The sequence below is a fragment of the Enterococcus villorum genome, assembly GCF_007990225.1.
Taxonomy (GTDB): Bacteria; Bacillota; Bacilli; order Lactobacillales; family Enterococcaceae; genus Enterococcus_B; species Enterococcus_B villorum.
The window spans coordinates 1-22,369 of the sequence record NZ_BJWF01000006.1 but is presented as its reverse complement, the minus strand read 5'-3'; the positions used below and the strand labels follow the sequence as shown (position 1 = coordinate 22,369).

At 35.7% G+C, this 22,369-nt stretch carries 24 protein-coding genes and 1 other annotated feature; of the genes, 7 read left to right on the top strand and 17 right to left on the bottom strand.

The window, feature by feature from the left end:
* Nucleotides 1-13: 13 nt before the first annotated feature.
* Both yfmH and yfmF read right to left on the bottom strand, forming a co-directional pair.
* On the bottom strand, nucleotides 14-1,303 hold the full coding sequence (yfmH, locus tag EVI01_RS04080) for an EF-P 5-aminopentanol modification-associated protein YfmH (protein ID WP_010750137.1): 1,290 nt from the start codon (nucleotides 1,301-1,303) through the stop codon (nucleotides 14-16).
* The gene (gene yfmF / locus EVI01_RS04075) at nucleotides 1,296-2,567 is read right to left on the bottom strand and encodes an EF-P 5-aminopentanol modification-associated protein YfmF (RefSeq protein ID WP_025480578.1); all 1,272 of its coding nucleotides are present in this window, start codon (nucleotides 2,565-2,567) and stop codon (nucleotides 1,296-1,298) included. Before yfmF ends, yfmH begins: the two co-directional genes overlap by 8 nt.
* Nucleotides 2,568-2,798: 231 nt before the next feature.
* Between yfmF and mscL the strand changes: the two genes are divergently transcribed.
* Nucleotides 2,799-3,257, top strand: coding sequence for a large conductance mechanosensitive channel protein MscL (gene mscL, locus EVI01_RS04070; RefSeq protein ID WP_010750135.1), 459 nt, complete (start codon nucleotides 2,799-2,801; stop codon nucleotides 3,255-3,257).
* 795 nt (nucleotides 3,258-4,052) lie between these two features.
* On the opposite strand, the gene EVI01_RS04060 is transcribed toward mscL, so the two are convergent.
* The 12 genes from EVI01_RS04060 to EVI01_RS04005 all read right to left on the bottom strand — a co-directional run bounded on the left by EVI01_RS04060 (nucleotide 4,053) and on the right by EVI01_RS04005 (nucleotide 14,463).
* Nucleotides 4,053-4,487 carry a GNAT family N-acetyltransferase gene (locus EVI01_RS04060; RefSeq protein ID WP_010750134.1) on the bottom strand — a complete coding sequence of 145 codons (435 nt, stop codon included), beginning with the start codon at nucleotides 4,485-4,487 and terminating at the stop codon, nucleotides 4,053-4,055.
* Nucleotides 4,488-4,581: 94 nt separating this feature from the next.
* Complete coding sequence (locus tag EVI01_RS04055; RefSeq protein WP_010750133.1) at nucleotides 4,582-4,827, bottom strand: Veg family protein; 246 nt, start codon at nucleotides 4,825-4,827, stop codon at nucleotides 4,582-4,584.
* Between the two features lie 113 nt (nucleotides 4,828-4,940).
* Complete coding sequence (locus EVI01_RS04050) at nucleotides 4,941-5,519, bottom strand: sigma-70 family RNA polymerase sigma factor (protein WP_010750132.1); 579 nt, start codon at nucleotides 5,517-5,519, stop codon at nucleotides 4,941-4,943.
* An 80-nt stretch (nucleotides 5,520-5,599) separates the two neighbouring features.
* Nucleotides 5,600-6,127, bottom strand: a complete 528-nt coding sequence (locus tag EVI01_RS04045; protein WP_010750131.1) for an NYN domain-containing protein — start codon at nucleotides 6,125-6,127, stop codon at nucleotides 5,600-5,602.
* Nucleotides 6,128-6,131: 4 nt separating this feature from the next.
* Nucleotides 6,132-7,001 carry a 23S rRNA (guanosine(2251)-2'-O)-methyltransferase RlmB gene (gene rlmB / locus EVI01_RS04040; protein ID WP_025480577.1) on the bottom strand — a complete coding sequence of 290 codons (870 nt, stop codon included), beginning with the start codon at nucleotides 6,999-7,001 and terminating at the stop codon, nucleotides 6,132-6,134.
* Complete coding sequence (locus tag EVI01_RS04035) at nucleotides 6,994-7,389, bottom strand: Mini-ribonuclease 3 (RefSeq protein WP_010750129.1); 396 nt, start codon at nucleotides 7,387-7,389, stop codon at nucleotides 6,994-6,996. Before EVI01_RS04035 ends, rlmB begins: the two co-directional genes overlap by 8 nt.
* Nucleotides 7,386-8,798, bottom strand: coding sequence for a cysteine--tRNA ligase (gene cysS, locus EVI01_RS04030; protein ID WP_010750128.1), 1,413 nt, complete (start codon nucleotides 8,796-8,798; stop codon nucleotides 7,386-7,388). Before cysS ends, EVI01_RS04035 begins: the two co-directional genes overlap by 4 nt.
* Nucleotides 8,795-9,331, bottom strand: a complete 537-nt coding sequence (gene epsC, locus EVI01_RS04025; RefSeq protein WP_010750127.1) for a serine O-acetyltransferase EpsC — start codon at nucleotides 9,329-9,331, stop codon at nucleotides 8,795-8,797. The genes cysS and epsC overlap by 4 nt, the downstream gene beginning before the upstream one ends.
* Nucleotides 9,332-9,406: 75 nt before the next feature.
* Nucleotides 9,407-9,646: a binding site (T-box leader), on the bottom strand.
* A complete protein-coding gene (gltX, locus tag EVI01_RS04020; RefSeq protein ID WP_010750126.1) occupies nucleotides 9,634-11,103 on the bottom strand; it encodes a glutamate--tRNA ligase in 1,470 nt (489 codons plus the stop codon). Its footprint overlaps the feature before it by 13 nt.
* 236 nt (nucleotides 11,104-11,339) lie before the next feature.
* Nucleotides 11,340-12,485, bottom strand: coding sequence for a PIN/TRAM domain-containing protein (locus EVI01_RS04015; protein WP_010750125.1), 1,146 nt, complete (start codon nucleotides 12,483-12,485; stop codon nucleotides 11,340-11,342).
* A gap of 25 nt (nucleotides 12,486-12,510) precedes the next feature.
* Complete coding sequence (radA, locus tag EVI01_RS04010; protein WP_010750124.1) at nucleotides 12,511-13,881, bottom strand: DNA repair protein RadA; 1,371 nt, start codon at nucleotides 13,879-13,881, stop codon at nucleotides 12,511-12,513.
* Between the two features lie 51 nt (nucleotides 13,882-13,932).
* Nucleotides 13,933-14,463: a dCTP deaminase/dUTPase family protein gene (locus EVI01_RS04005; protein ID WP_010750123.1), complete on the bottom strand. Its 531-nt coding sequence runs from the start codon at nucleotides 14,461-14,463 to the stop codon at nucleotides 13,933-13,935.
* Between the two features lie 205 nt (nucleotides 14,464-14,668).
* On the opposite strand from EVI01_RS04005, the gene proB reads away from it, so the two are divergent.
* The 3 genes from proB to EVI01_RS03990 all read left to right on the top strand — a co-directional run bounded on the left by proB (nucleotide 14,669) and on the right by EVI01_RS03990 (nucleotide 17,165).
* Nucleotides 14,669-15,475, top strand: coding sequence for a glutamate 5-kinase (proB, locus tag EVI01_RS04000; RefSeq protein WP_010750122.1), 807 nt, complete (start codon nucleotides 14,669-14,671; stop codon nucleotides 15,473-15,475).
* The gene (locus EVI01_RS03995) at nucleotides 15,472-16,716 is read left to right on the top strand and encodes a glutamate-5-semialdehyde dehydrogenase (protein ID WP_010750121.1); all 1,245 of its coding nucleotides are present in this window, start codon (nucleotides 15,472-15,474) and stop codon (nucleotides 16,714-16,716) included. Before proB ends, EVI01_RS03995 begins: the two co-directional genes overlap by 4 nt.
* Before the next feature lie 104 nt (nucleotides 16,717-16,820).
* Complete coding sequence (locus tag EVI01_RS03990; protein WP_010750120.1) at nucleotides 16,821-17,165, top strand: hypothetical protein; 345 nt, start codon at nucleotides 16,821-16,823, stop codon at nucleotides 17,163-17,165.
* Nucleotides 17,166-17,301: 136 nt separating this feature from the next.
* On the opposite strand, the gene EVI01_RS03985 is transcribed toward EVI01_RS03990, so the two are convergent.
* The 3 genes from EVI01_RS03985 to EVI01_RS03975 form a co-directional block, all read right to left on the bottom strand.
* The gene (locus EVI01_RS03985; protein WP_010750119.1) at nucleotides 17,302-17,613 is read right to left on the bottom strand and encodes a hypothetical protein; all 312 of its coding nucleotides are present in this window, start codon (nucleotides 17,611-17,613) and stop codon (nucleotides 17,302-17,304) included.
* 486 nt (nucleotides 17,614-18,099) lie between these two features.
* Nucleotides 18,100-18,540 (bottom strand): DUF2798 domain-containing protein, encoded by a 441-nt coding sequence (locus tag EVI01_RS03980; RefSeq protein WP_010750118.1) that lies wholly within the window; start codon nucleotides 18,538-18,540, stop codon nucleotides 18,100-18,102.
* A gap of 300 nt (nucleotides 18,541-18,840) precedes the next feature.
* Complete coding sequence (locus EVI01_RS03975) at nucleotides 18,841-19,689, bottom strand: SDR family oxidoreductase (RefSeq protein ID WP_010750117.1); 849 nt, start codon at nucleotides 19,687-19,689, stop codon at nucleotides 18,841-18,843.
* Nucleotides 19,690-19,817: 128 nt separating this feature from the next.
* Here EVI01_RS03975 and EVI01_RS03970 point away from each other — a divergent pair, with 128 nt between their 5' ends.
* From EVI01_RS03970 to EVI01_RS14020, 3 genes are all read left to right on the top strand, one after another.
* Nucleotides 19,818-20,285 (top strand): Rrf2 family transcriptional regulator, encoded by a 468-nt coding sequence (locus EVI01_RS03970; RefSeq protein ID WP_010750116.1) that lies wholly within the window; start codon nucleotides 19,818-19,820, stop codon nucleotides 20,283-20,285.
* Between the two features lie 127 nt (nucleotides 20,286-20,412).
* Entirely contained in the window at nucleotides 20,413-20,922 is a 510-nt protein-coding gene (locus tag EVI01_RS14025; protein WP_010750115.1) for an SWIM zinc finger family protein, read from the top strand.
* Nucleotides 20,923-20,942: 20 nt separating this feature from the next.
* Nucleotides 20,943-21,647 carry a hypothetical protein gene (locus EVI01_RS14020; RefSeq protein WP_051093413.1) on the top strand — a complete coding sequence of 235 codons (705 nt, stop codon included), beginning with the start codon at nucleotides 20,943-20,945 and terminating at the stop codon, nucleotides 21,645-21,647.
* Nucleotides 21,648-22,369 lie beyond the last annotated feature (722 nt).

Sequence of the window (22,369 nt, the reverse complement as noted above, 5' to 3'; positions counted from 1 at the left end):
TTATCCATCCTGTTTAAACGTTTGGTTTCATATAAAATTCGCTCAAAGCTTCTTCTTTAATAAAAGACCGTCCTGCTTTTAACACATCCGCCAGTTCGATGGATTCAATAATTGAAGGAAAATCAAATAATGTCTGATCACCAAATAGACTTTGTGTGAACTGGTTCGCAATATATTCGATGGAATTTAACGATTGAAAATATTGTCCTAGCATTTTTTTCTTCAGTAAGAGAAGATTTTTTTCAGTTAATCCTTCATCCTGTTCAAAATGAAGGAGAATCTCTTTTACTTCTTTCGTTGCTTTTTTCGGTTGATCTGTATCCCCACTAAAATCAGCAAAATGAAATTCCCGATCTAAGCTAAACTCAAATCCAAAACTATCATCAATTACTCCTTCATTGTACAATTTTAAGTAATTTTGTGAAGTATTTCCTAATAAAAGCTGGAATAAAAGATTAAGAGCTGTTTTGTAGCGCCATAGTTCCCTACCTTCTGTAGGCAAAGGATCTAGCCCCTTTAATCCGAGAACAAATTTATCTCGCGCAATGGCCGCCTGCAATGTGTTCTCAGTAATGAGACTACTGCTACTTTCTGGGAAATAACGTTGGATTTTTTGTGCCGGTGGAAATTCTTTCGCTGCTTGATTGGTACGAATCAATTCCATCAACTTTTCTGGATCTAATTTTCCAACAACAAATAATACCATATTACTAGGCTGATAAAAAGTTCGGTAACATGTATATAAATCTTTGGCAGTAATTGCCTCAATGCTTTCTACAGTTCCTGCTATATCAATATGCAGAGGATGATCTGGATATAAGTTATTCAAAATACCAAAAAACATGCGCCAATTTGGGTCATCTTCGTACATTTGAATTTCTTGTTCAATGATTCCTTTTTCTTTATTAACTGTCTCTTCCGTAAAATAAGGTGCTTGAACAAAATCTAACAGGGTGGTTAAATTTTTCTCTACTTGATTTGTGGTTGAAAACAAATAACTTGTTTTAGTAAAACTTGTAAAAGCATTGGCTGAGGCACCTTGTTGACCAAACAACTGGAAAACATCACCTTCTTCTTTTTCAAATAACTTATGCTCTAAAAAGTGAGCAATACCATCAGGCACTCTCACTTTTTTATCTGAGCCATATGGAATAAATTCATTATCAATTGATCCGTAATTCGTGCTAAATAAACCATATGTTTTATGGTAATCATTTTTAGGTAATAAATAAACAGTTAAGCCATTGGGCAGTATTTCGTGGTACAATGTTTCATTAATTTGAGAATATTCTGTTTTATTCATCTATTGTTGCTCCTCCATCTAAAAAGAATATCGCCTGCAACTCAATTTGACGAGCCACTTTTTGAATATCTTCAATTGTCACCTTCTCCATTTGTGCTAACCATTCTTCATGGGTTAGCTTCGTATTTGGCAACCAATTATCTAAATACGCTGTCTCGATCGCTACTTGAGGAGCATCTAATGATAATAAATATTGATTTCTTAGCATCGCCTTTGTTTGAGCCAATTCAAGTTTTGTTACTTCACCATTTCGCAAACTTTCTAATTGTTCATGGATCAGATGCAGCACTTGATTGCGTTTGCTTCCATCGATTCCTGTTTGTACACTCATAAATCCACGAAAAGTATCGATGCTACTAGAAGCGTAGTAAGCTAGACTTTCTTTTTCACGCACGTTCATGAATAATTTAGAGTGTGGGAAGCCACCAAATAAACCATTGAAAACCATCAAAGAAAAACGTTCAGGTTCGTCATAGTAAATATTTGTCTGATACGCAAGATTTAATTTTGCCTGTGTCACTGTTTCTTTTACTTGTCGCTCTTTGATGATATTTTCTTGAAACTGTGTATAAAAAATTTCTGGATGTAAATTTTCTCTTGCTGTAAATGGCAGTTTACTTAAAGATAAACGAGCTTCCTCAGCAGATACATCTCCAACAACGAAGATATCCACCTGATCTTCCGTCATCATTTTGTGATAATACGTAGCTAGTGACTCTGCTGTGAGGTCTTGTAAGTTCTCAATTGAACCAAAGCTTGGCATTTTTTGTGCCTCTGATTTTTCAAAGTATAAATCTTGAAGCGCAAGAGATGCCATGGTTTGTTTATCTTCATTCAAGCTTTCTAAATACAGTTTTAAATTGTTTTTTTCTAAATCAAACGTCAACTGATCAAATTTTCGTTCTTTAATATTTGGAAAGAAAAGAACTTCTTTTAAGAAATCTACCGCTTGGTCTAACATACTTTTATCATTTACATATTGACCATTTACAAAACTAATACCAACATTCAACCAATGAAGATTTCCTTTTTTTCTTACGGACGATCCAAAACTAGCCCCATAAATATCAGCTAATTTGGCGCTTAACTGCGTTTGATCAGGATAATTTAAACTGTTTGTTTCTAACAAACTACTTAAAAGTGAACGTTTCGTGATCTGCTCTTTTTCCAAACGTGTGGTAAAGCGAACAAAGAGACGAACCGTTTTATATTGCTTTGTTTGCAACAAGTGAAGGTTTACTCCTTCTGCCAGTTGATATGTCATCATATACTCTCCTTTATTAGCAGTCCGTTCTCCTATATGGTTGATTTATCTCAGCGGATAAAAAAATCTGAGACTACTTTTTTACTGTTTTGTCACTCTTTTTCGTCATCCAAGAGTCACCTTCTAGTATAGCATAGAAGTGTTTGAACTAAAGAGCTTACCTTAAATGCGTGTTGTTTTTCTATTTTTTTATTCTTCGTTATACTATTGATAAAAGAGAGGAGGAAAAAAATGATTAAAGAGTTTAAAGAGTTTATCATGCGTGGAGACGTATTAGATTTAGCTGTGGGTGTCGTTATTGGTAGTGCCTTTACAAGTATTGTTAACCAAGTCGTTCAAGGTTTGATTACCCCACTTGTTGGCTGGATTGTTGCTATGATTACTGGCACTTCTGATTTAGAAGGTGCGCTTTCGATTTTGGATTGGTCTCCTACAAAAGGAGTCACTTTTGCTTTTGGAGATGTAATTAGTGCAATCATTACATTTATCATTACTGGTTTTGTATTGTTCTTAGTTGTGAAAGCAGCCAATCATGCGAAAAAATTGCGCTCCACTAAAGAAGAAGAAACGATTGCCACACCGACTGCAGAAGATTATCTTAGTGATATTCGTGATCTTCTTGCACAACAAACAGCAGAAAATAATGGACGTCCGACAACACAAGCCACGGTTGATCCAACAAAAAAATAAAACAGTCCAAGTTTGAGAAAAGAATATGGAACTGGGAAATAAGCCGAGGAATCCGAAAATAGCTTTTTCTATTTTTCAGATTCTTCGGCTTGTTATGTCTATGAGAGCCCCTCTTTGGTCTGAGGACTGCGCGTTTTTTGTTTTATTTTCACCATTTGTTGCTACTTCTATTTATTCTATGACATATTTAGAAAGATAACTAGGAAGATAACGATACAAGTAAGTAACATTTCAATGATATTTTCTAATCTTCTCGTATGATTTTTCAAAATAATGCCAGGATGAGTAGAATAAAAACTAGAACGGTATTTAAGTGGAATAAAATATGCGATTAATATACCTATTAATAAGAGATAAAAAGGCCAGTTTACTGAAGCTCCTTTATCCAAAAGCGCTCCTGTTATGGAAATACCATAAATCAAAAGCTGAATGACTTTTATAGCAATACTTTTTTTGCTTCTTTATCCATAGTGATCACCTCCAATAAAAATTAGAAAAACAAACGAGACTTTACTGTTAAAAAAGCCTCATTTGTTCATTTTCAAATTCCTTTACTACCAACGATTATCATAATTTGCCGACCATCTCGCTTCAGTCAGTGTCATACGCGCAGTTCCAGTATTGCCATGACTATCAATTTGATCTCTACAAGTCTTAGCAAAACTTGCAAAATAGGCATTTGCTCCTCCAATAGCCCCAAAAATTACTCCTGCAATCCAACTAGCTTAAGTTTACAAAAAAATAAAGGTACTGTTGAACTACTTTTTTCATTAACAAGAAAAAATGAGGACCAAACTAGGCTCTTTTCATATCAATATGAGGGATGTCATCTTCTAAATAAACATCTGAAATTGCTTTAAACCCAAACGATTCATAAAAAGATTGAAGATAGACTTGTGCACCAATAACGATAGGCATTGCAGGATAGTTGGCTTCAATGACGTCAATCGTACGTTGAACGATTTTTCTGCCTAGCCCTTCTTTTCGGTGGTCTTTATTTACCAACACACGACCAAAATGGATCGTTCCAGCTTCTTCATAAATACGTGTATAAGCTGCCACATTCCCCTCTTCATCTTTGAAGTAAGTGTGCCAAGATTGTGCATCAACGTCATCTACTTCTTGGTAAGGACAATTTTGCTCGACTACAAAAACGGCAATCCGTTCTTTTACAATTTCGTAAAATTCTTGAGTGGTTAAATCTGCAAATTTTTTTACATAATGTTCCATTGAAAATACCCTCCCAATTGCTCTTTTTTAACAGCATACCGATTTCAAAACAAAAAAGCAAACGAACCTTATAAAAAATAGGCTCGCTTGCTTTTTAAACTGCTTCAGTTAAAAATTCAATCTCAACGGTACGAGTAAGTACATCTGAATAGCTGTAAGATACTCGTTCAAAAGAATTTTCTTCAGGATCCAAATCAACAACAAATACTGAAGAATAGGTTTCTGTTAAAACGCCTCGGCGTTCTGTTTGACGCTTTCTTCCTGTCTGAGCAACCAGCATGATTGGGCTGCCGATACGACCTTCTAAATCTTTTTTGATTGTAGCTAAAGTTGTTGGCATACAATTCACCTCATTAGTTAATATACCATACTTTTTTGAAATTTTCAAGTTTACCACAGAGAAAAAAGAAATGCAATAAAAATAACTAAGAAAAACACTAATAATTTTATAAATTATTCCTCATTATAGTTTTTCAAGTGTTGTTTTATTTTAAATTTTACACGACTATAAGCACTTTTTACCTGTTTGATATCCATGGAAAGTTCTTCTGCCATACTCGCAAAATCTGCCCCCTGCATGTAGTAATAAAATATCTTTGCTTCTTTTTTTGAAAACTTGATATCACAATCTTCTATGGCCTCGTTTAGTAAAAGGCGCTGCATTGCTAGCGGTTCTTGGGTAGTGATTTCTGCTAAAAAATCAGGTCCTTCGGTTTCAATTTTTTGTTCGATTGACAATTCATCTTTTTGGTCTCTACGTTTTAATGCATTTTGTTTTCTTAATAGTGAATAGATCTGATTGCTGATAATACTTTTATAATAACTGCCAAAACTAACTCCTTTGTTATTTTCATAAGTTTTTAAAGCTTGATACAGGGCGATTCTTGCTTCTTGTTCCCAATCTTCATAGACATAATTTCTTAAGTAATACATATTTTTTAAACGTAACAAAAGTGGAAAATATTTTTGATACAGGGCAGCAAATGCTTCTTCATCACCGTTACGTGCGGCATGCAATAACTCCTCAGACATAAAATAATTCCTCCATATCTTTCGATTATGGAGGAATCTTATCATCAAACATTCTATTTACTAACGATAAAAAGGTGTTATCAATCTTTTCGCATTAAATCGTCTAACTTTTGGGACAATTTTTCTAATTGTTCTTTGTTCCAAGGAGAATTGCGTCGAAAATCAACAAATCGCATATTTATATTATCTTGTGCTATGTTCTTCTCTGTTTTTTGAATCGCTTTGTATAGTTCATATGCAGACGTTCGTAATGCACCTTGTGAAAAAACCATCCACTGCTCCGCTAAATCACTGGTTGCAACGGTTACCTGGGTCAATCGATCATTTAGTTGCCCAGCAATTCGTTCAATATAACTATCTGCTGTTTCATCTTCTTTGGTAAATACTACTTCTAATTGATACTTTTTATAGTTTTGCTGAATCCCCGGAACTAATTGTGCATCAAATACCACAATCACTTCAATGCCTTCATATTTCGCATAATTAGATAAACGATGGAGTAAGGACTCTCTGGCATCAGACATTTTCTCTTGTTTTTTCAATAAAACAAGTTCTGGCCAGGAACCAATCATATTATACCCATCAACAATTAGTAGCTGTTTTTTCATTGGCTCACTCTCCTTGTCGTTGAGAGAAAGCTTGATACATCAAAAGCCCAGCAGCAACACTGGCGTTAAGACTTTGCACGTGCCCAACCATAGGAATGGTCAAAAGTTCGTCCATTTCTTTTTTTAGTCCTTGGCTCATACCTCGCCCTTCATTTCCAATGACCAACGCAATGGAGCCTTTAGCATTCCATTTTTGGAAATTTGTGCCATTCATATCTGTTCCAAAAACCCAAAAACCTGCTGTTTTCAGTTGTTGAACGGCTTGAATAAGATTGGTTACACGAGCAACTGGTACATGCTCAACTGCTCCTGTTGAGGTTTTAGTGACAATCGGCGTAATACCTACTGCTCGATGCTTAGGAATAATCACGCCATCCACGCCACTTGCATCTGCCGTTCGCAAAATAGATCCAAAATTGTGAGGATCTTCAATGCTATCTAAAATCAAAAAGAAAGGTTCTTGTGTTTTTTCTCTTGTCTGAACAAGTAGTTGGTCTAAGGATAGATATTCATAAGGTGTAATTGCTAAAACAACCCCTTGATGCACCCCATGATCACTCAATGTATCTAATTTTTGCTTAGGTACCCATTTAACTGGCACCGCTTGTTCCCTTGCATGTGTCTTCAACTCTTCTACTTTTTCACCGCGAGCGTCTTCTTGCAAAAACAACTTATTCCCTCTACCTTTTTGTAAAGCTTCAACTGCTGCATGATGACCAAAAACAAAATTATCTTCTACTGTTTCTTCTTTTGATGAGGTAGAAGATTCATAGGTTGACACCACGTTCTTTCGCTGTTTATGGGCAGAAGTAGACTGTAACTTTATTTTTTTTGAGTGTTTGTTATCGTGTCGCTCTTTTTTTTCTCTAACCATTTTTTTCACCGACTTTCTGGATACACCAATCAATTAATTCTTCCAATCTTGCTGTTTGCTTCGTCAGATGTAGGTAGCCCATCAATGATTCAAACCCTGTAGCAATACGATAGGTCGTAACATCTGCATTTTTTGCACTGGTATGACTTTTGGCATTTCGACCACGACGATAGAAGTTTTCTTCATCATCCGTCAATAGATTATCTTTTAACATTCTCTGGATCAAATAAGCTTGCGCATTGGCTGAGACATAATTCGTGGCTGCTCGATGTAATTTATTGGGTTTCGTTTCTCCTTGTTCAATCAAATAATCACGGATATAGATCTCATAGATTGCATCTCCTACATAAGCTAAGGCCAAACCATTTAATTGCGTATAATCTTTCATGCTTCTCTTCTCCAACGAGTGCCTTGCGGTGTATCATCAAGCAAGATACCCTTTTCTTTTAATAAATCACGAATTTCATCACTACGTACAAAATCACGATTTTTTCTTGCTTGTGTCCGTTCTTCAATTAGCTGTTCAATATCTTCGTCCAGCAACTCATCCGCTGTAAATAAAATACCAAAAATGGATAACCATTGAGTAAATAGCTCTTCCCCTTTTGTTAACACAGTACGTGAGACTGTCGTGTTTTCCAAATAAGTATTCAACCATTTTGCTAATTCATAAACAACCGTAATTCCGTTTGCGGCATTAAAATCATCATCCATTTCTTCAATGAAACGCTGCTTCATCTGGTCAAGCTCTGCTAAAAAGGTGGCATCTGTATCTAAGTCTTCCTCAGCTATATCAAGTCGGAATTTTAGGTTTTCAAATGTATTTTTTAAACGTTGTAAGTTTGTCGCTGCTTCTTTCATCGTTGTTTCACTGTAACGGATGGGACGTCGATATTGCGTAGTTGCCATAAAGAAACGTAGGACTTGTGGATCAACGGTTTGGATCATTTCATGAACCGTAATGAAGTTTCCAAGTGATTTGCTCATCTTTTGGTCTTCTTCTCCAATCGTCACATACCCATTGTGCATCCAATAATTCGCAAATTTCTTTCCTGTTTTCGCTTCGCTTTGCGCAATTTCATTTTCATGATGAGGAAATTCTAAATCTTGTCCGCCGCCATGAATATCGATGGTCTCCCCTAAATGTTTGGTTGCCATAACCGAGCATTCAATATGCCAACCTGGTCGCCCTTTTCCCCATGGTGAATCCCACGAAATCTCGCCTACTTTCGCTTTTTTCCATAAAGCAAAATCAAGAGGATCCTCTTTTTGATTTTGTTCTTCACCTGTCCGTTGACTGGCACCTACTTCTAATTCATCAATAGACTGGTCGCTTAACTGCCCATAGGATTTGAATTTTCGTGTACGGTAATACACATCGCCATTGGCTTCGTACCCGTACCCTTTTTCTATCAACACTTGAATAAATGAAATAATATCAGTCATATGGTCCATAACACGAGGATGTGCTGTAGCCGGTTCGACATTCAATGCCTTCGTATCTTCTTCAAATGCTTGAATAAAACGATCGGCTACTTCTGGTGCTGTCACTCCTAATTCATTAGCAGCACGAATGATTTTATCATCAACATCCGTAAAATTAGACACATAATTCACCTGATAGCCTCGATATTCAAAATAGCGTCGAATCGTATCAAATGCAATGGTACTACGTGCATTCCCAATATGAATATAGTTGTAAACGGTTGGCCCACAAACATACATGCCAACTTGCCCTTCTTTGATCGGAATAAATTGTTCTTTTTCTCTTGTTAGTGTGTTATAAATTTTTATCATTCTGAGCTCCTCACTTTTTCACCATTTATACGTACCACTTTTGCAGGTACTCCTACCGCTGTCGCATGATCTGGAATATCTTTTAAAACAACCGCTCCTGCGCCAATTTTAGTATTTACACCAATCGTAATTGGGCCCAAGATTTGGGCATTTGCAAAAATCTTGGCACCTTGTTTCACCGTTGGATGACGTTTCCCTGTTTCCTTTCCGGTACCACCTAGAGTCACACCATGAAAAAGAATCACATCGTCTGCTACTTCTGCTGTTTCACCAATCACAATTCCCATCCCATGATCGATAAATACTCCTTGCCCGATCTTCGCACCTGGGTGTATTTCTATTCCCGTTATAAATCGCCAAAATTGGGCATTGATTTTCGCTAACAAATAAAATTGATGTTTATATAAGTAATGAGATATTCGATGCCAAAACAAGGCGTGAAAACCTGGATAGGTCAAAACAATTTCTAAAGTTGAACGTGCCGCTGGATCATTCCTTTTAGCTGCGTCTATTGCTCGAGTCATCCAGCCCATCAACGCCACCCCTTTCTTTCCTTGATTTATGTATCGATTTTATAAACAAATAAGCGTCTTTAATAAGTTCCCTTATTAAAAGACGCTAATTGGCGTGGTTCCACTTTTATTTATAATCGCACATGATTACCTCTAGCTGTTAACGCATGCTTTGACGTCCTCGGCTACCTGAAGTAAAAAAGAACGACTTCTTCAACTTCACTCGCCGAGACCACTCCCAGAGGCATTTCAGTGAACGTTGACTAGCGACTTTCACCAACCGTCGCTTCTCTTAAAGTCAACCATTCCTTACTTCTTTCTGTTCATCGTGTTTCGTTTATTATTTGATTTAAATGCGCTAATGATTTTTCACAGCCAAGTAGTTCGATCGTTTCTGGTAATTCCGGACCGTGCATTTGACCTGAAACAGCTACTCGGATCGGCATGAAAAGGTTTTTCCCTTTTACGCCTGTTTCTTTTTGAACAGCTTTAATAGCTGCTTTCACTGTTGGCGCATCAACGACTTCCATTTGTTCTAGTTGTGCTTTAAAAGCAGTCAAGACAGTCGGAACTGTTTCTCCAGCTAAGACTTCTTTAGCCGCCTCATCTAATACAGGATGTTCATTGAAAAACAATGAAGAGACATCCACGATTTCAGCTGCATAACTCATTTGAGGTTGATAAAGGCGAATGATTCGCTTTACCCATTCAATTGTTTTTTCATCAGGATTTTCTGGTACTCGTCCATCAGCAATCAAATAAGGCAAGCTCATGTCTGTGAGTTTATCAAGATCCATTTCTTTTATATAATGATTATTTACCCATTGCAATTTTTTTGCATCAAAAGCCGCAGGTGATTTACTCAATCGATTTGGATCAAACATTTTTATTAATTCTTCTTGACTAAAAATTTCTTCTTCGCCAACTGGTGACCAACCTAATAAAGCAATAAAGTTAAACATCGCTTCTGGCAAATAACCAAGTTCACGGTATTGTTCAATAAACTGAAGAATTGATTCGTCACGTTTACTCAATTTTTTGCCTGTTTCAGTATTGATAATCAACGTCATGTGTCCAAATGTTGGAGCCGTCCAGCCAAAAGCCTCATAGATCATCAACTGTTTTGGTGTATTGGCAATATGGTCATCTCCACGTAAAACGTGTGTAATTTTCATCAAGTGATCATCAACCGCTACTGCGAAGTTATAAGTTGGCATACCATCACGTTTTTGAATTACATAATCGCCACCGATATTATCTGACTCAAAAGAAATATCCCCTTTTACCATGTCTTTAAAGGTATATTCGGTGTTACGTGGGACACGGAAACGAATCACAGGTTCTAATCCTTGCGCTTCTTTTGCTGCTTGTTCTTCTGGCGTCAAATTCGCACATGTGCCCGCATAATGAGGCATTTCTCCACGTGCACGTTGTTCTTCTCGTGTTGCTTCTAATTCTTCTTCTGTACAGTAGCATTTGTATGCCCGATTGCTTGCAAGTAATTGATCAATCAAAGGCTGATAAATTTCTTTTCTTTCAGATTGACGATAAGGACCATATTCTCCAGGATTTTCAGGAGATTCATCCCAATCGATACCTAACCAAGCCAAGTTTTCTAATTGGCTTTTTTCACCATCTTCAATGTTTCGTTTTTGGTCTGTATCCTCAATACGAATAATAAAGTCTCCATCATTATGGCGAGCAAATAAATAATTGAATAATGCCGTTCGAGCATTCCCAATATGTAAGTGCCCAGTTGGACTTGGTGCATAGCGTACGCGTACTTTCGTCATTTTCTTCCTCTTCCTTCAAACTAGACTTTAAGAGATATGGAACAAGTGATTTTGATATTCAACAAACGAAACATTGCGAAAAAATGTTGCTTTGTTTCGCATGACCATATTTCTTTTTGGCTTTTTAATCAAATAGTAAAGCCACTCAGCACAAATTTTACCTTTAATAGGACAAATAGTAAAGCCAACTGGTTGAATTTCCTCAACAGTTGGCTATTTTTATGCTTTATTTTGATTTATTTGTTTTTTTCCGTTTCTTTTTTATTGTCGATTCCACGTCCGGCATGTGCTGGTTTTGCAAATATCATTCGACCAGCAGCCGTTTGTAAGGCACTTGTTACTACAACTTCAATGCGTTCATTCATATAATGTTGCCCATCTTCAACGACCACCATGGTACCATCATCTAAATAAGCCACCCCTTGTTGGCGCTCTGTCCCTGCTTTTACTACTAAGACATTCATATTTTCTCCTGGAATAACAACAGGTTTCACCGCATTTGCTAATGCATTAATGTTTAGCACCGGAACATTTTGAAACTCTGAGACTTTATTTAAATTGTAATCGTTTGTAACAATTACGCCATCTAAAAGTTTCGCTAACTTGATTAATTTGCTATCCACTTCGGTGATATCTTCAAAATCACCATCGTACATCTCGACAGATATCCCTTCTTCTTTTTGCAAAGCATTTAAAATATCTAGCCCACGACGTCCACGTACTCTTTTGAGACTATCACCTGAATCAGCAATATATTGCAATTCATAAAGAACAAAATTAGGAATCATCAAGGTTCCTTCTAAAAATCCAGTTTTTGTGATGTCATAAATTCGTCCATCAATAATAACGCTTGTGTCTAAAATCTTATATTTATGAAAATTTTCACCAAGTTTACGTTCAAGTAATTGGCTCTCAATTTGGCTCGGCGTTTCTTGTTCGACTTTTTTATTTCTTGAACCGAAAATTCGTTTCCATTCTTCAATGCGGGTTGTTCCCATCCTCAATCCTAGATATCCTAAGATAACCATCAATAAAATGGGCAGTACACTATTCACAAAAGGAATTTTTAAATTATATAATGGTGTGGAAATAACAACTCCTAATGTCAATCCAATAATTCCTCCGACTGCACCAAACAATAGGTAAGTTAAGCTAACCTCACTTAATTTTTCTTCAATTTGTTTGATAACAGCTGAAATATGTTTTGCCAATAGCAAAGACAATAAAAAGAAAATAAGTGCACCAAACAAGCTATTGGTAAATGTATTATTCAGCCATCCATTGGATTGCTGACCAATTGTCTGCCAAGCTGTAGGCAAAAAAGAAATCCCTAGGCTGGCACCGATAATGATCATTAACAAGGTAATGACACGTTTTTGCATACTCTTTCCTCCATTTCTTTATTTTTTAACGAAAAACTCGCTTTAAAGTTTCAGCTAAGGTGGCTACACCAACTACTTCAATCCCTTGAGGAGGAGCCCATCCGCCTAAATTATTTTTTGGAAGATATACTTTTGTAAAACCAAGTTTTTGCACTTCCTTCACTCGTTGTTCAATATGGCTAACACGTCTAATTTCACCTGTTAAGCCGATTTCACCAATAAAACATTCAGTCGGTTGTGTTCCTTTTTCTTTATAGCTTGAAGCAATACTGATCGCAATTGCTAAATCAATTGCTGGTTCATTTAATTTTACCCCACCAGCCGCTTTTAAGTAAGCATCTTGATTTTGTAAGAGTAATCCTGCTCGTTTTTCTAATACAGCCATGATCAACGACACACGATTAAAATCTAAGCCTGTAGTTGTTCGTTTCGCATTTCCAAACATAGTTGGCGTCACAAGAGCCTGAATTTCTACTAAAATCGGACGAGTGCCTTCCATTGCTACAACAATTGCAGAACCAGTAGCTCCATCTAATCGTTCTTCCAGAAAAATTTGCGAAGGATTAGCTACCTCTTCTAAACCATGTTCGTGCATCTCAAAAATACCAATTTCATTTGTAGAACCAAAGCGATTTTTTACCGCTCTTAAAATGCGGAAGCTATGGTGCTGTTCGCCTTCAAAATACAACACCGTATCAACCATATGTTCAAGCATACGTGGTCCTGCAATTGACCCTTCTTTCGTCACATGTCCCACGATAAAAATTGCGATACCATTTGTTTTAGCGATTTTTAATAACTCAGCAGTTGTTTCTCTCACCTGACTGACGCTACCTGCTACACTAGTAATATCGGGTTGTGTCATTGTTTGAATGGAGTCAATAATAACATAATCAGGAGAAATCTGTTCAATTGCACGACTAATTTCATTCATGTCTGTCTCAGCGTATAAATAAAATTCTGTATTAATTGATCCTAAGCGTTCTGCACGTAATTTGATTTGTTCCGCACTTTCTTCTCCAGAAACGTATAAGACTTTCCCACCAATTTCAGCTAATTGTTGCGAAACTTGTAAAAGGAGTGTTGATTTACCGATTCCTGGGTCTCCACCAATCAAAATCATCGAACCGGGGACTACTCCTCCGCCTAATACTCGATTCAATTCAGCTAATTTTGTTTTCACCCGTGGTTCTTTTTTGGGGATAACTTCTGCAATTTTCGTGGGTTTCGCTTTTTCTCCTGTTAAACTCGTTCTCGTTCTGCGGTCATTCGTATCTGGTTCGATCTCTTCTACCATCGTGTTCCATTTCCCACAATTTGGACAACGACCTAAAAATTTAGGCGAAACATAGCCACAATTTTGGCAGACAAATTGGACTTTCGCTTTTTTTGCCATTGTCTCGCCTCCTTTAAATTATTATTGTTAAGTTAAATGAAACTTAAACTATTAGGAATTTGACGAACCAAAGCCACCTATACGTTCTTTCGCTGTTTGATCTTGATCAGCTTTTAAAAACGGTAAGAAAATACCTTGTCCGATTCGTTCCCCTTTTTTGATCTGTACATCTTTAAAACCAAAGTTCGTAAATTGAAACATAATGTGCCCTTCATTCGCTTCATTATTGTAATAATCGCTATCAATTACACCGATTCCATTACTTAAAACCAAAAAACGTTTTAAGGGATTACTTGATCGATTGGCTAACTGTAGAAATTCCTCTTCACCCATATAAGCTTTAATCCCAGTTGGAACAAGTACAGGCTTGATTTTCTTTTCTTCAGCCCTCATTTCCTCATTTTTCAATGCTTCAGTCACAGCAGTCAAACCTTGCTTTAATCCAGCTTTCCAGATACTGGGAATAACAATATCCTCCGCTGCTTCAAAATCATACCCAGCCGCATGATGCGTTGCTCGTTGGGGTAAATTTATATTTTGATGTGTATATGTTGAAATCACTTCAAATCCTCTTTTTTTCACCGAATTTCCTCCCAAAATAGACTAGGTTTATTCTACCATAATTCATGCTCACAAAGGTCGTCTTTAAAAATTCTTCATCAAATTATGTTAGGATGGGAAACATAAAGCTGAACTGTAAAAATTTAAATTTTATGCATGACTTTATTAACTAAAACAAGTAGAATAGAACGAAATCAATGCGTTTATTTATTAGTTGAGGTGTCACATGCGAAAAGAAGTAAAAAAAGCCAAACGAATTGTTATAAAAGTAGGAACCAGCACGCTAATCTATCCCAATGGAAATATTAATTTAGCCGCCATTGATCAGCTCGCCTTTGTCTTATCCGATCTTCATAATCGCGGAAAAGAAGTTATCTTAGTCTCATCTGGTGCAGTCGGTGTAGGAATGCATAAAATGAACCAAACAAAACGTCCAACTACTATCCCCGAGCAACAAGCTATTGCAGCAATCGGTCAAGGCGAGTTAATGAACATTTATAATCAACGATTTAATGTATATAATCAACAAATCGCCCAAATATTGGTAACCAGAGATGTCATTGATTTTCCTCAAAGTCGAAGAAACGTGATCAATACACTTGAACAATTACTCGCTATGGGGACGATACCGATTGTAAACGAAAATGACACAGTAGCAATTGATGAACTTGACCATTCAACAAAATTTGGTGATAATGATCAATTATCTGCCATCATGACTAACTTAATCGCTGCGGATTTATTGATTATTTTATCTGACATTAATGGATTTTATTCTGCTAACCCTACCATCAATCCAAAAGCTAAGATGTACCAAAAAGTCACAGTAATTGATGAGATGCTAATGGCACAAGCTGGCGGAGCAGGTAGTACTTTCGGAACTGGAGGTATGTATAGTAAATTGCAAGCTGCTTTGCGAATCTTTGAAACCAATAGCACCATGATCCTAGCAAATGGGAATGACCCAACCATCATTTTTGATATTTTAAATGGAAAAGAAATCGGCACATTATTTAAGGAGGAACATTCATGACTGATTTAATCCAACTTGGAAAAAATGCGAAGCAAAGTGCACAAACACTTTCTTTAATGAGTACGACCCAAAAAAATGACCTACTCAAACAAATGGCATTAACCATTAAAAAAAACCAAGAGGCTATACTGGAAGCTAATCAAAAAGATCTAGAACAAGCCATCGAAAATAACATGAATGAAACCATGCAAGATCGCTTACGTTTGACTCCAGAACGCATTCACGAGATGACAGAAGAAATAAATAAGATTGCTCTTTTAGATGACCCAATTGGCAAAGTCGAACAAATGTGGAAAAACACCGATGGTTTACTCATCGGAAAAAAACGGGTCCCACTAGGCGTGATTGGGATCATTTATGAATCAAGACCAAATGTTACAACTGATGCAGCTAGCTTAGCTTTTAAATCAGGAAATGCGGTCATTCTTAGAGGAGGAAAAGAAGCATTCTTCTCCAACCAACTACTCGTCAATTTGCTTCAACAAACATTAACTAGTGCTGGCTTGTCGCCTTATGCCATTCAATTTGTAGATGATACTTCTCATGAGACAGCGACAGAATTAATGAAATTAACTGAATACCTAGATGTTTTGATTCCTCGCGGAGGAGCAAAATTAATCCAACGCGTAAAAGAACAAGCGACTGTGCCCATCATTGAAACAGGAACTGGTAATAATCATGTTTATGTAGATAAAGATGCACAACTAGCAATGGCTGTAAATATTATTGTTAACGCAAAAGCTTCTCGTCCTTCTGTTTGCAATGCCGCTGAAACTTTGCTCATCCATTCAGAGATTGCTCCTTTCTTTTTGCCAGTTATCGAAAAAGAACTCGTTGATCTAGGCGTTACTCTTCATGCAGATGCACGTGCGATGGCATACTTAGAAACGGCTACTCTTGCAGAAGAAACAGATTGGACTACCGAGTATTTAGATTACATTTTAGCTGTAAAAGTGGTTGATTCGCTAGATGAAGCTATTGCTCATATCAATCAATACAATACAAAACATTCTGAAGCCATTGTTACTGATAGCTACCAAGCAAGCCAACGATTTTTAAATGAAGTAGATGCTGCTGCTGTTTATGTGAACGCCTCTACTCGCTTCACAGATGGAGCTGTTTTTGGTTTCGGTGCAGAAATTGGTATTTCTACCCAAAAATTACATGCAAGAGGTCCAATGGGATTGAATGAATTGACTTCTACCAAGTATATTATTTACGGAGATGGTCAAATCCGATAAAATGTTTCACACGAAACATTTTTTAGTCTTCACAATTAAAATATGACAAAATTTTTCTTTATTCTTTATTATTTGAAAAGTTTTCTAGTTAGAAAGGTTCTCCAATGTTTGAAATTTTAACCATGTTCTTTGTTTATTTAATCTCTTTAAATTTAGCCGCTTTTTTAGGTGTTGCGCTTTTAGCTTTTTATTTTCAATTAAAAAAAAGAAACCTCAATGCTACACAAGAAAAATGGCAGGGCTATCTCCAAAAAATCGGACCAAAAGGAATCGTGCAAAGGTTACATGTGAGTTACATGATTGCTTTAAGTTTTCTTGCGATCATTAACTACAATTTAACCTTTAAACACTCCATGGCTTATACCGTCACTTTATTGATTGCTGGGATCTTCCATTTAACTTATAAATATCAATTGAATAAAAATAACTTAACAAAGAGATTTAATTAAGCCATCAAAAAATAGCCCTTCATTTTCTAAAATAAACCACCATTTACGAATCATTTTATGTGTTCGCAAATAGTGGTTTTTATCAGTGCTTCAAAAAGAAAGATAGACTATCATTATGATAAATAGGACAATTTTATTATTCCTGATCCTCATCTTCAGAAAAAATAGAAAAACCATCAAACGTCTCGCCGTCATAATAACGCAATAATTCTTCCATAGATAAATTCATTGTTTTTTCTTTTTCTTCTTCTGCATCTACAAGTAGCTGTTCACGATAAACTTGGTACATTCCAGCTAATTTTTGTTGCATGATTTTTCTGGATTCACCGGTTGCATTAATGGAGGGTAATTCTTTCAAATAGCCCTGATAAACAGGCCGATCATCAACCCAGTCTATAGGAAGTTCAATTAATGTAAGTCCAACTTCTTTAAAATATTCCTCAATCATGTTTTATCTCCCTTTTGATTTCATCGATTTATCTTTTATACTATCATGACGAAAAAAAAAACGGCTCTTTTCATTCCTTTTTTAATGAAAAATGAACGTGGAACACCATTTTAATTGCACTAATAACTAAAACAAGCGCAGCAAAGTAAAAAACATGTTCCCTATTTTTGCCCCATGTCCCCTCAATAAAAAGAGGGCTAATCAATGACGCTCCATTCAGAGACATCGATCAAGCTCAAAGAGAGATATTTAAATATATTGCAACTTAATATACACTAAACAATTGCATTTTGCTCTTAGCTATCCATCTCCTAGAGACTCCGAAAGAGTTTCCACTTATTCTCTAGTTTTTCTTGACAGTTCCAATTTATTCTCTTAATTAAGAATCTAGTTTTTTGATAATTCCACAATTTCCTCAAAGTTAGAGTCTAGATTTTCAGATCCACTTCATTTAGAAATTGGTTTCTTTTTGTGTAAAAAAATTATTTATTTTTGAATCATACTCAATGCAAATCGAGATAATGGTCCCACAATCAATAATTGTAAAGGTAACGCTGCGAGGATGTTCATCTTCCAAGCATTTAAATAAACCGGTAGTAAATGATCAGGTATACCTTGTTCCATAATGACTCCAAATAAAGACATACAAGTAACCATCCCTAAGATCATAAGACAAGAGATTGTTACAATCATTTGAAATTTACTTTTTTGATTCACAGGAAGTTTGAATGCAATTTTTTTTGCAATCACTCCAACCACGAAAACATCGAGAATAAAAGCCACAATAAATCCTGGAACCAATCCTATCATTAGATCCGAGACATGAAATGCGTCATGAAGCCATAGATTATAAGCGCTCATTCCTAAGACCATCGGAAAACACATAAACGTTGTAAAAATAATTCCTTCTTTTTTATTTGTAGGCAAAAATACCACTCCTTTTAATTTTTCACAAAAGTCATCCTAACATATTCAAAATATTCTCGTAAGTGTTTTTTTGTATTGCTTAAAAAAAACATCTATGACTTTTCTTTTACAAGGAGAAAATAAAGACAAAAAAGGCTGATACGTCTGTACGTGTCAGCCTTCTACATAGTATTCGAGATAAATAGTGATCAAGTAGTTATTCCTCAACAATAAGCCCAAACTTTCCGCAATATAGGAAGTCATTTTAGAAAATCACTTCTTATTTTACTCAGAACTGATCGCTTCTGTACCAATCTTTTCCTACTTATTTAATAATTCTTTTAACCCCTCGTATAAAGAAATAAGTGGTTTGCCTAAAGCTTTTTCAAAGTCTTTTGAAGAAACATCCAATTGATGGTTCTTTATATCATTTTGTATAGCGGCAAGCATATGTGCACCTGATTCAGGAAAACCAGCATTTTCAAGGTTCTTCACAAATTCTTGCTCATCTGTAGAAATAATTTCAATTTGTTTACCTGTCACTTTCTTCAACGTTTCAGCTAGTTCTTCATAAGTCACTGGTTTTCCTGATAATTCAAGCACTTCTGGAAAATCAGCACCTGCTACTGCTTTAGCAGCAACTGCCGCATATTCTCGTTTTAATGCCCAACCAACTTTACCTTCTCCTGCTGAATAAACAAATTGCCCACTCATTAATGCAAGATCAATTAATGGTCGTTCATTTTCTAAATACCAATTATTGCGTAAAAAAGTATGAGGAATATTTGATTCTTTGATCATTCTCTCCATAAATTGATGATCTGGTGCTAATATACTTGTCGAGTGGTCAGCATCGGCAAAACTAGTATAAGCAATATAAGAAACGCCATTATCTTTTGCAGCAGTTACAACATTCTCATGTTCAGCTTGACGATTACCAGGCGCCCCCGAAACAAATAATAATCGATCAATTCCTTTTAATGCCTTTTCCATAGAAGACCGATCCGCATAGTCACCAATGCGAACATTCCATCCTTCTTCTTTCAGAGCCTTTGCTTTTTCTTCGTTACGTGCTAGCACATAGATCTCTTCATGAGAAACCAATTCTTTTAACGCATGTCGTGCATAATTGCCAAAACCGCCTGTTGCTCCTGTAATTAAATACGTCATTTTTAAGACTCCTTCTTCTAAATGTTAAATTTTTATCAAAACTACAACATGTACATTTATAAGTTACACCATTATCTTAAAGAATATGTTAAGATAAGTCAAGTAGAACAACTGAAAGGATGATATAGATGAAATATTCTTTACAATTTAGCGATGCTATCCATATTTTGGCGTATATCGAAATCTTTCAACAGACTGATTTATTATCCAGTGAAATGATTGCAAAAAGTATCGAAACAAGTGCAGCTAATGTACGTAAAATCATGAGTAAATTAAAAAAATCAGGATTGATCATTACCAAAATGGGAAAAGCTGCTCCTTCTCTCGCAAAAGAGCCTAAAGACATTACTCTTTTTGACATTTACCAAAGTATCGAAGGAAATACCAATCTCATCCAAGTTGATCCCAAAACAAACCCAAATTGTATCGTTGGTGCAAATATTCAAGAAACATTGACAGAAAGTTATTCTCAACTCCAAAGAAAAGTAGAAGAAGAAATGGCTAAAATCACTTTAGACACATTACTCCACAGAATTGCAGTATTAGAAAAAGAAAAACGTCCAGATAATCAAGAAATCATAAAAAAATTTTTATAAAAACAAAGTTGAACACAAAATAGACCATTTCCTAATTAAATAACTTATGTATTGATAAAAAACACTATCTTTCCTTTATTTTTCCATTAAAATAATTAAGTAGATACTTTGTTAAGGAGGAAAAAAAATGAAAGATTGGAAAGAATATTTTTTAGAAGCTACGATAGAGCGAGGGTATTCCTATTTTATAGAAAAACAAGTCAATAATTTTAAATTCAAGAAAAATTTAGTAACGGCAAGCGTTTCCGATAAAGAAAGCCATAATATAGTCATTGAAACAACTAAAAATGGTCATTTTGAAAAAATGGTTTGCGATTGTTCATGTCTATCTAACGAGGAATGCCCGCATTTAGTCGCCGTTTTATTTGAATACAATAAATATTTACAAAATAAAAGTATAAATAACATTACATATTTAGTTTCTTCTGCATATGAATCGCAAATTCGTCATTTCTTAAAGGTAATTTTGAAAGAAAACAAACAGCTAGCACAACTTTTTCAGCGCCATATTTTTTCTGATGAACAACTAGATCTAAAAAAATATATTGATAAAGACGGTAACGTACTCATTCCTTCCCCAGTGGATAATGATTCATCTAACAAATTGAATCAAACAAAAAAAGAACTCATTTTTTAACAGTCAAGCAAATGAGGCTCTTGAATTATTCAAAACAAAAGATCCGTCAACATATCGAAGGAGATTGGGAGTCTCCTACAGTAAGAACTCAATACGTCAATTATTTATTAGAAAAAAAATTGTATGAAGAAGCAGAAGAAGTCTTAAAAGAAAGTATCACCTTGGACAGCAATTTGCCTCATCTAATATTGTTGCATCGATATTCCTTAAAGAATCTTTACCATAAGTTGGGGCGAAAAGAAGAGTATATTCATCAAATGAAGCGATTACTCATCGAAAATGAAACGGTCGATATGACTTTAATTCATCAACTGAAAAAAAATTGTGCACCCATGGAGTGGGAAAACATACAAGAACAGCTATTTAAAGACTTAAGCAACCATGCAGGTGTTAGCTTATTATACTTACAAGAAAAACGCTATGACCTATTACTAGATTATGTTTTAGAAACGCCTGGTCTCACGGAAGCGAACCGCTATTTTGACTTGTTAAAAGAACAAACTCCTGAAGCACTTCTCCAAAAATACGAATATGAATTACGTAAAATGGCTCGTACAACCACTTCCCGCCCTCACTATCAGAAGATAGCATTATACATTGAAAAAATGGCTACTTTACCAAATAGTATGATCTCCGTCCACCTTCTGATTAAAGAACTGAAAGAAAAATATACGCGAAGAAAATCACTGATTCAAATATTAGAACAATTAGAAAAACGGATATAAGCACCTACTTATTGGAGGGTATGAAATGATTGGCTTACATTTAGCAGTAAGTCTAAACAGCTTCTATTGTTGTTCCTCTGTAGAGTTAATTGCTACAGGTGTATATCTTTAGATGAATCTAACTGCCAAAATTTAAACGAAAAAAATAATTTTTGGCAGTTAGAAAAACAAAAAATAGCATTCATTTAAGGTTGCAGGTAGACATAGACTGCTTGTAACCTAGAAAGAAATCAATATGTCTTACTTTTGTTGTTTTTAAAGTATTTCAACAGTCCCACCAATAAATATAAAACAGTGGATAGACGATTTCTATCTGAAATATGTTAAAAAGTAAACGAATCATTTGTCTCTATGGGGATAACAATCGTTTCTAAATTCCCGTCCTTTAAGCTATATAACCAATTGCTATTAGCCAAACTCTTTTTCCAATTAAAAGCAAAATCTTCTAGAAACAGTTCTGCCTGTAAACTATCTCCAAAAAGAAACTGATGAATGGTTTCTTTGACGATATGAATCATTCCATTATAGGTATTACTTAGTTTCCTGAACCTCCCACGATTAAAATTGCGGGGTTCTGAGCCCTTACGGACTTAAAACCCTTTAATCCTAATGTAGTTTCCTCTTGCCTGAGATACGGGATACCTAAGAAGTCGCCATTCAGCGATATAACCGAGATAACCTAATCATTCGGTTCATGGACAAACAAAGTATTGGCTCTCATT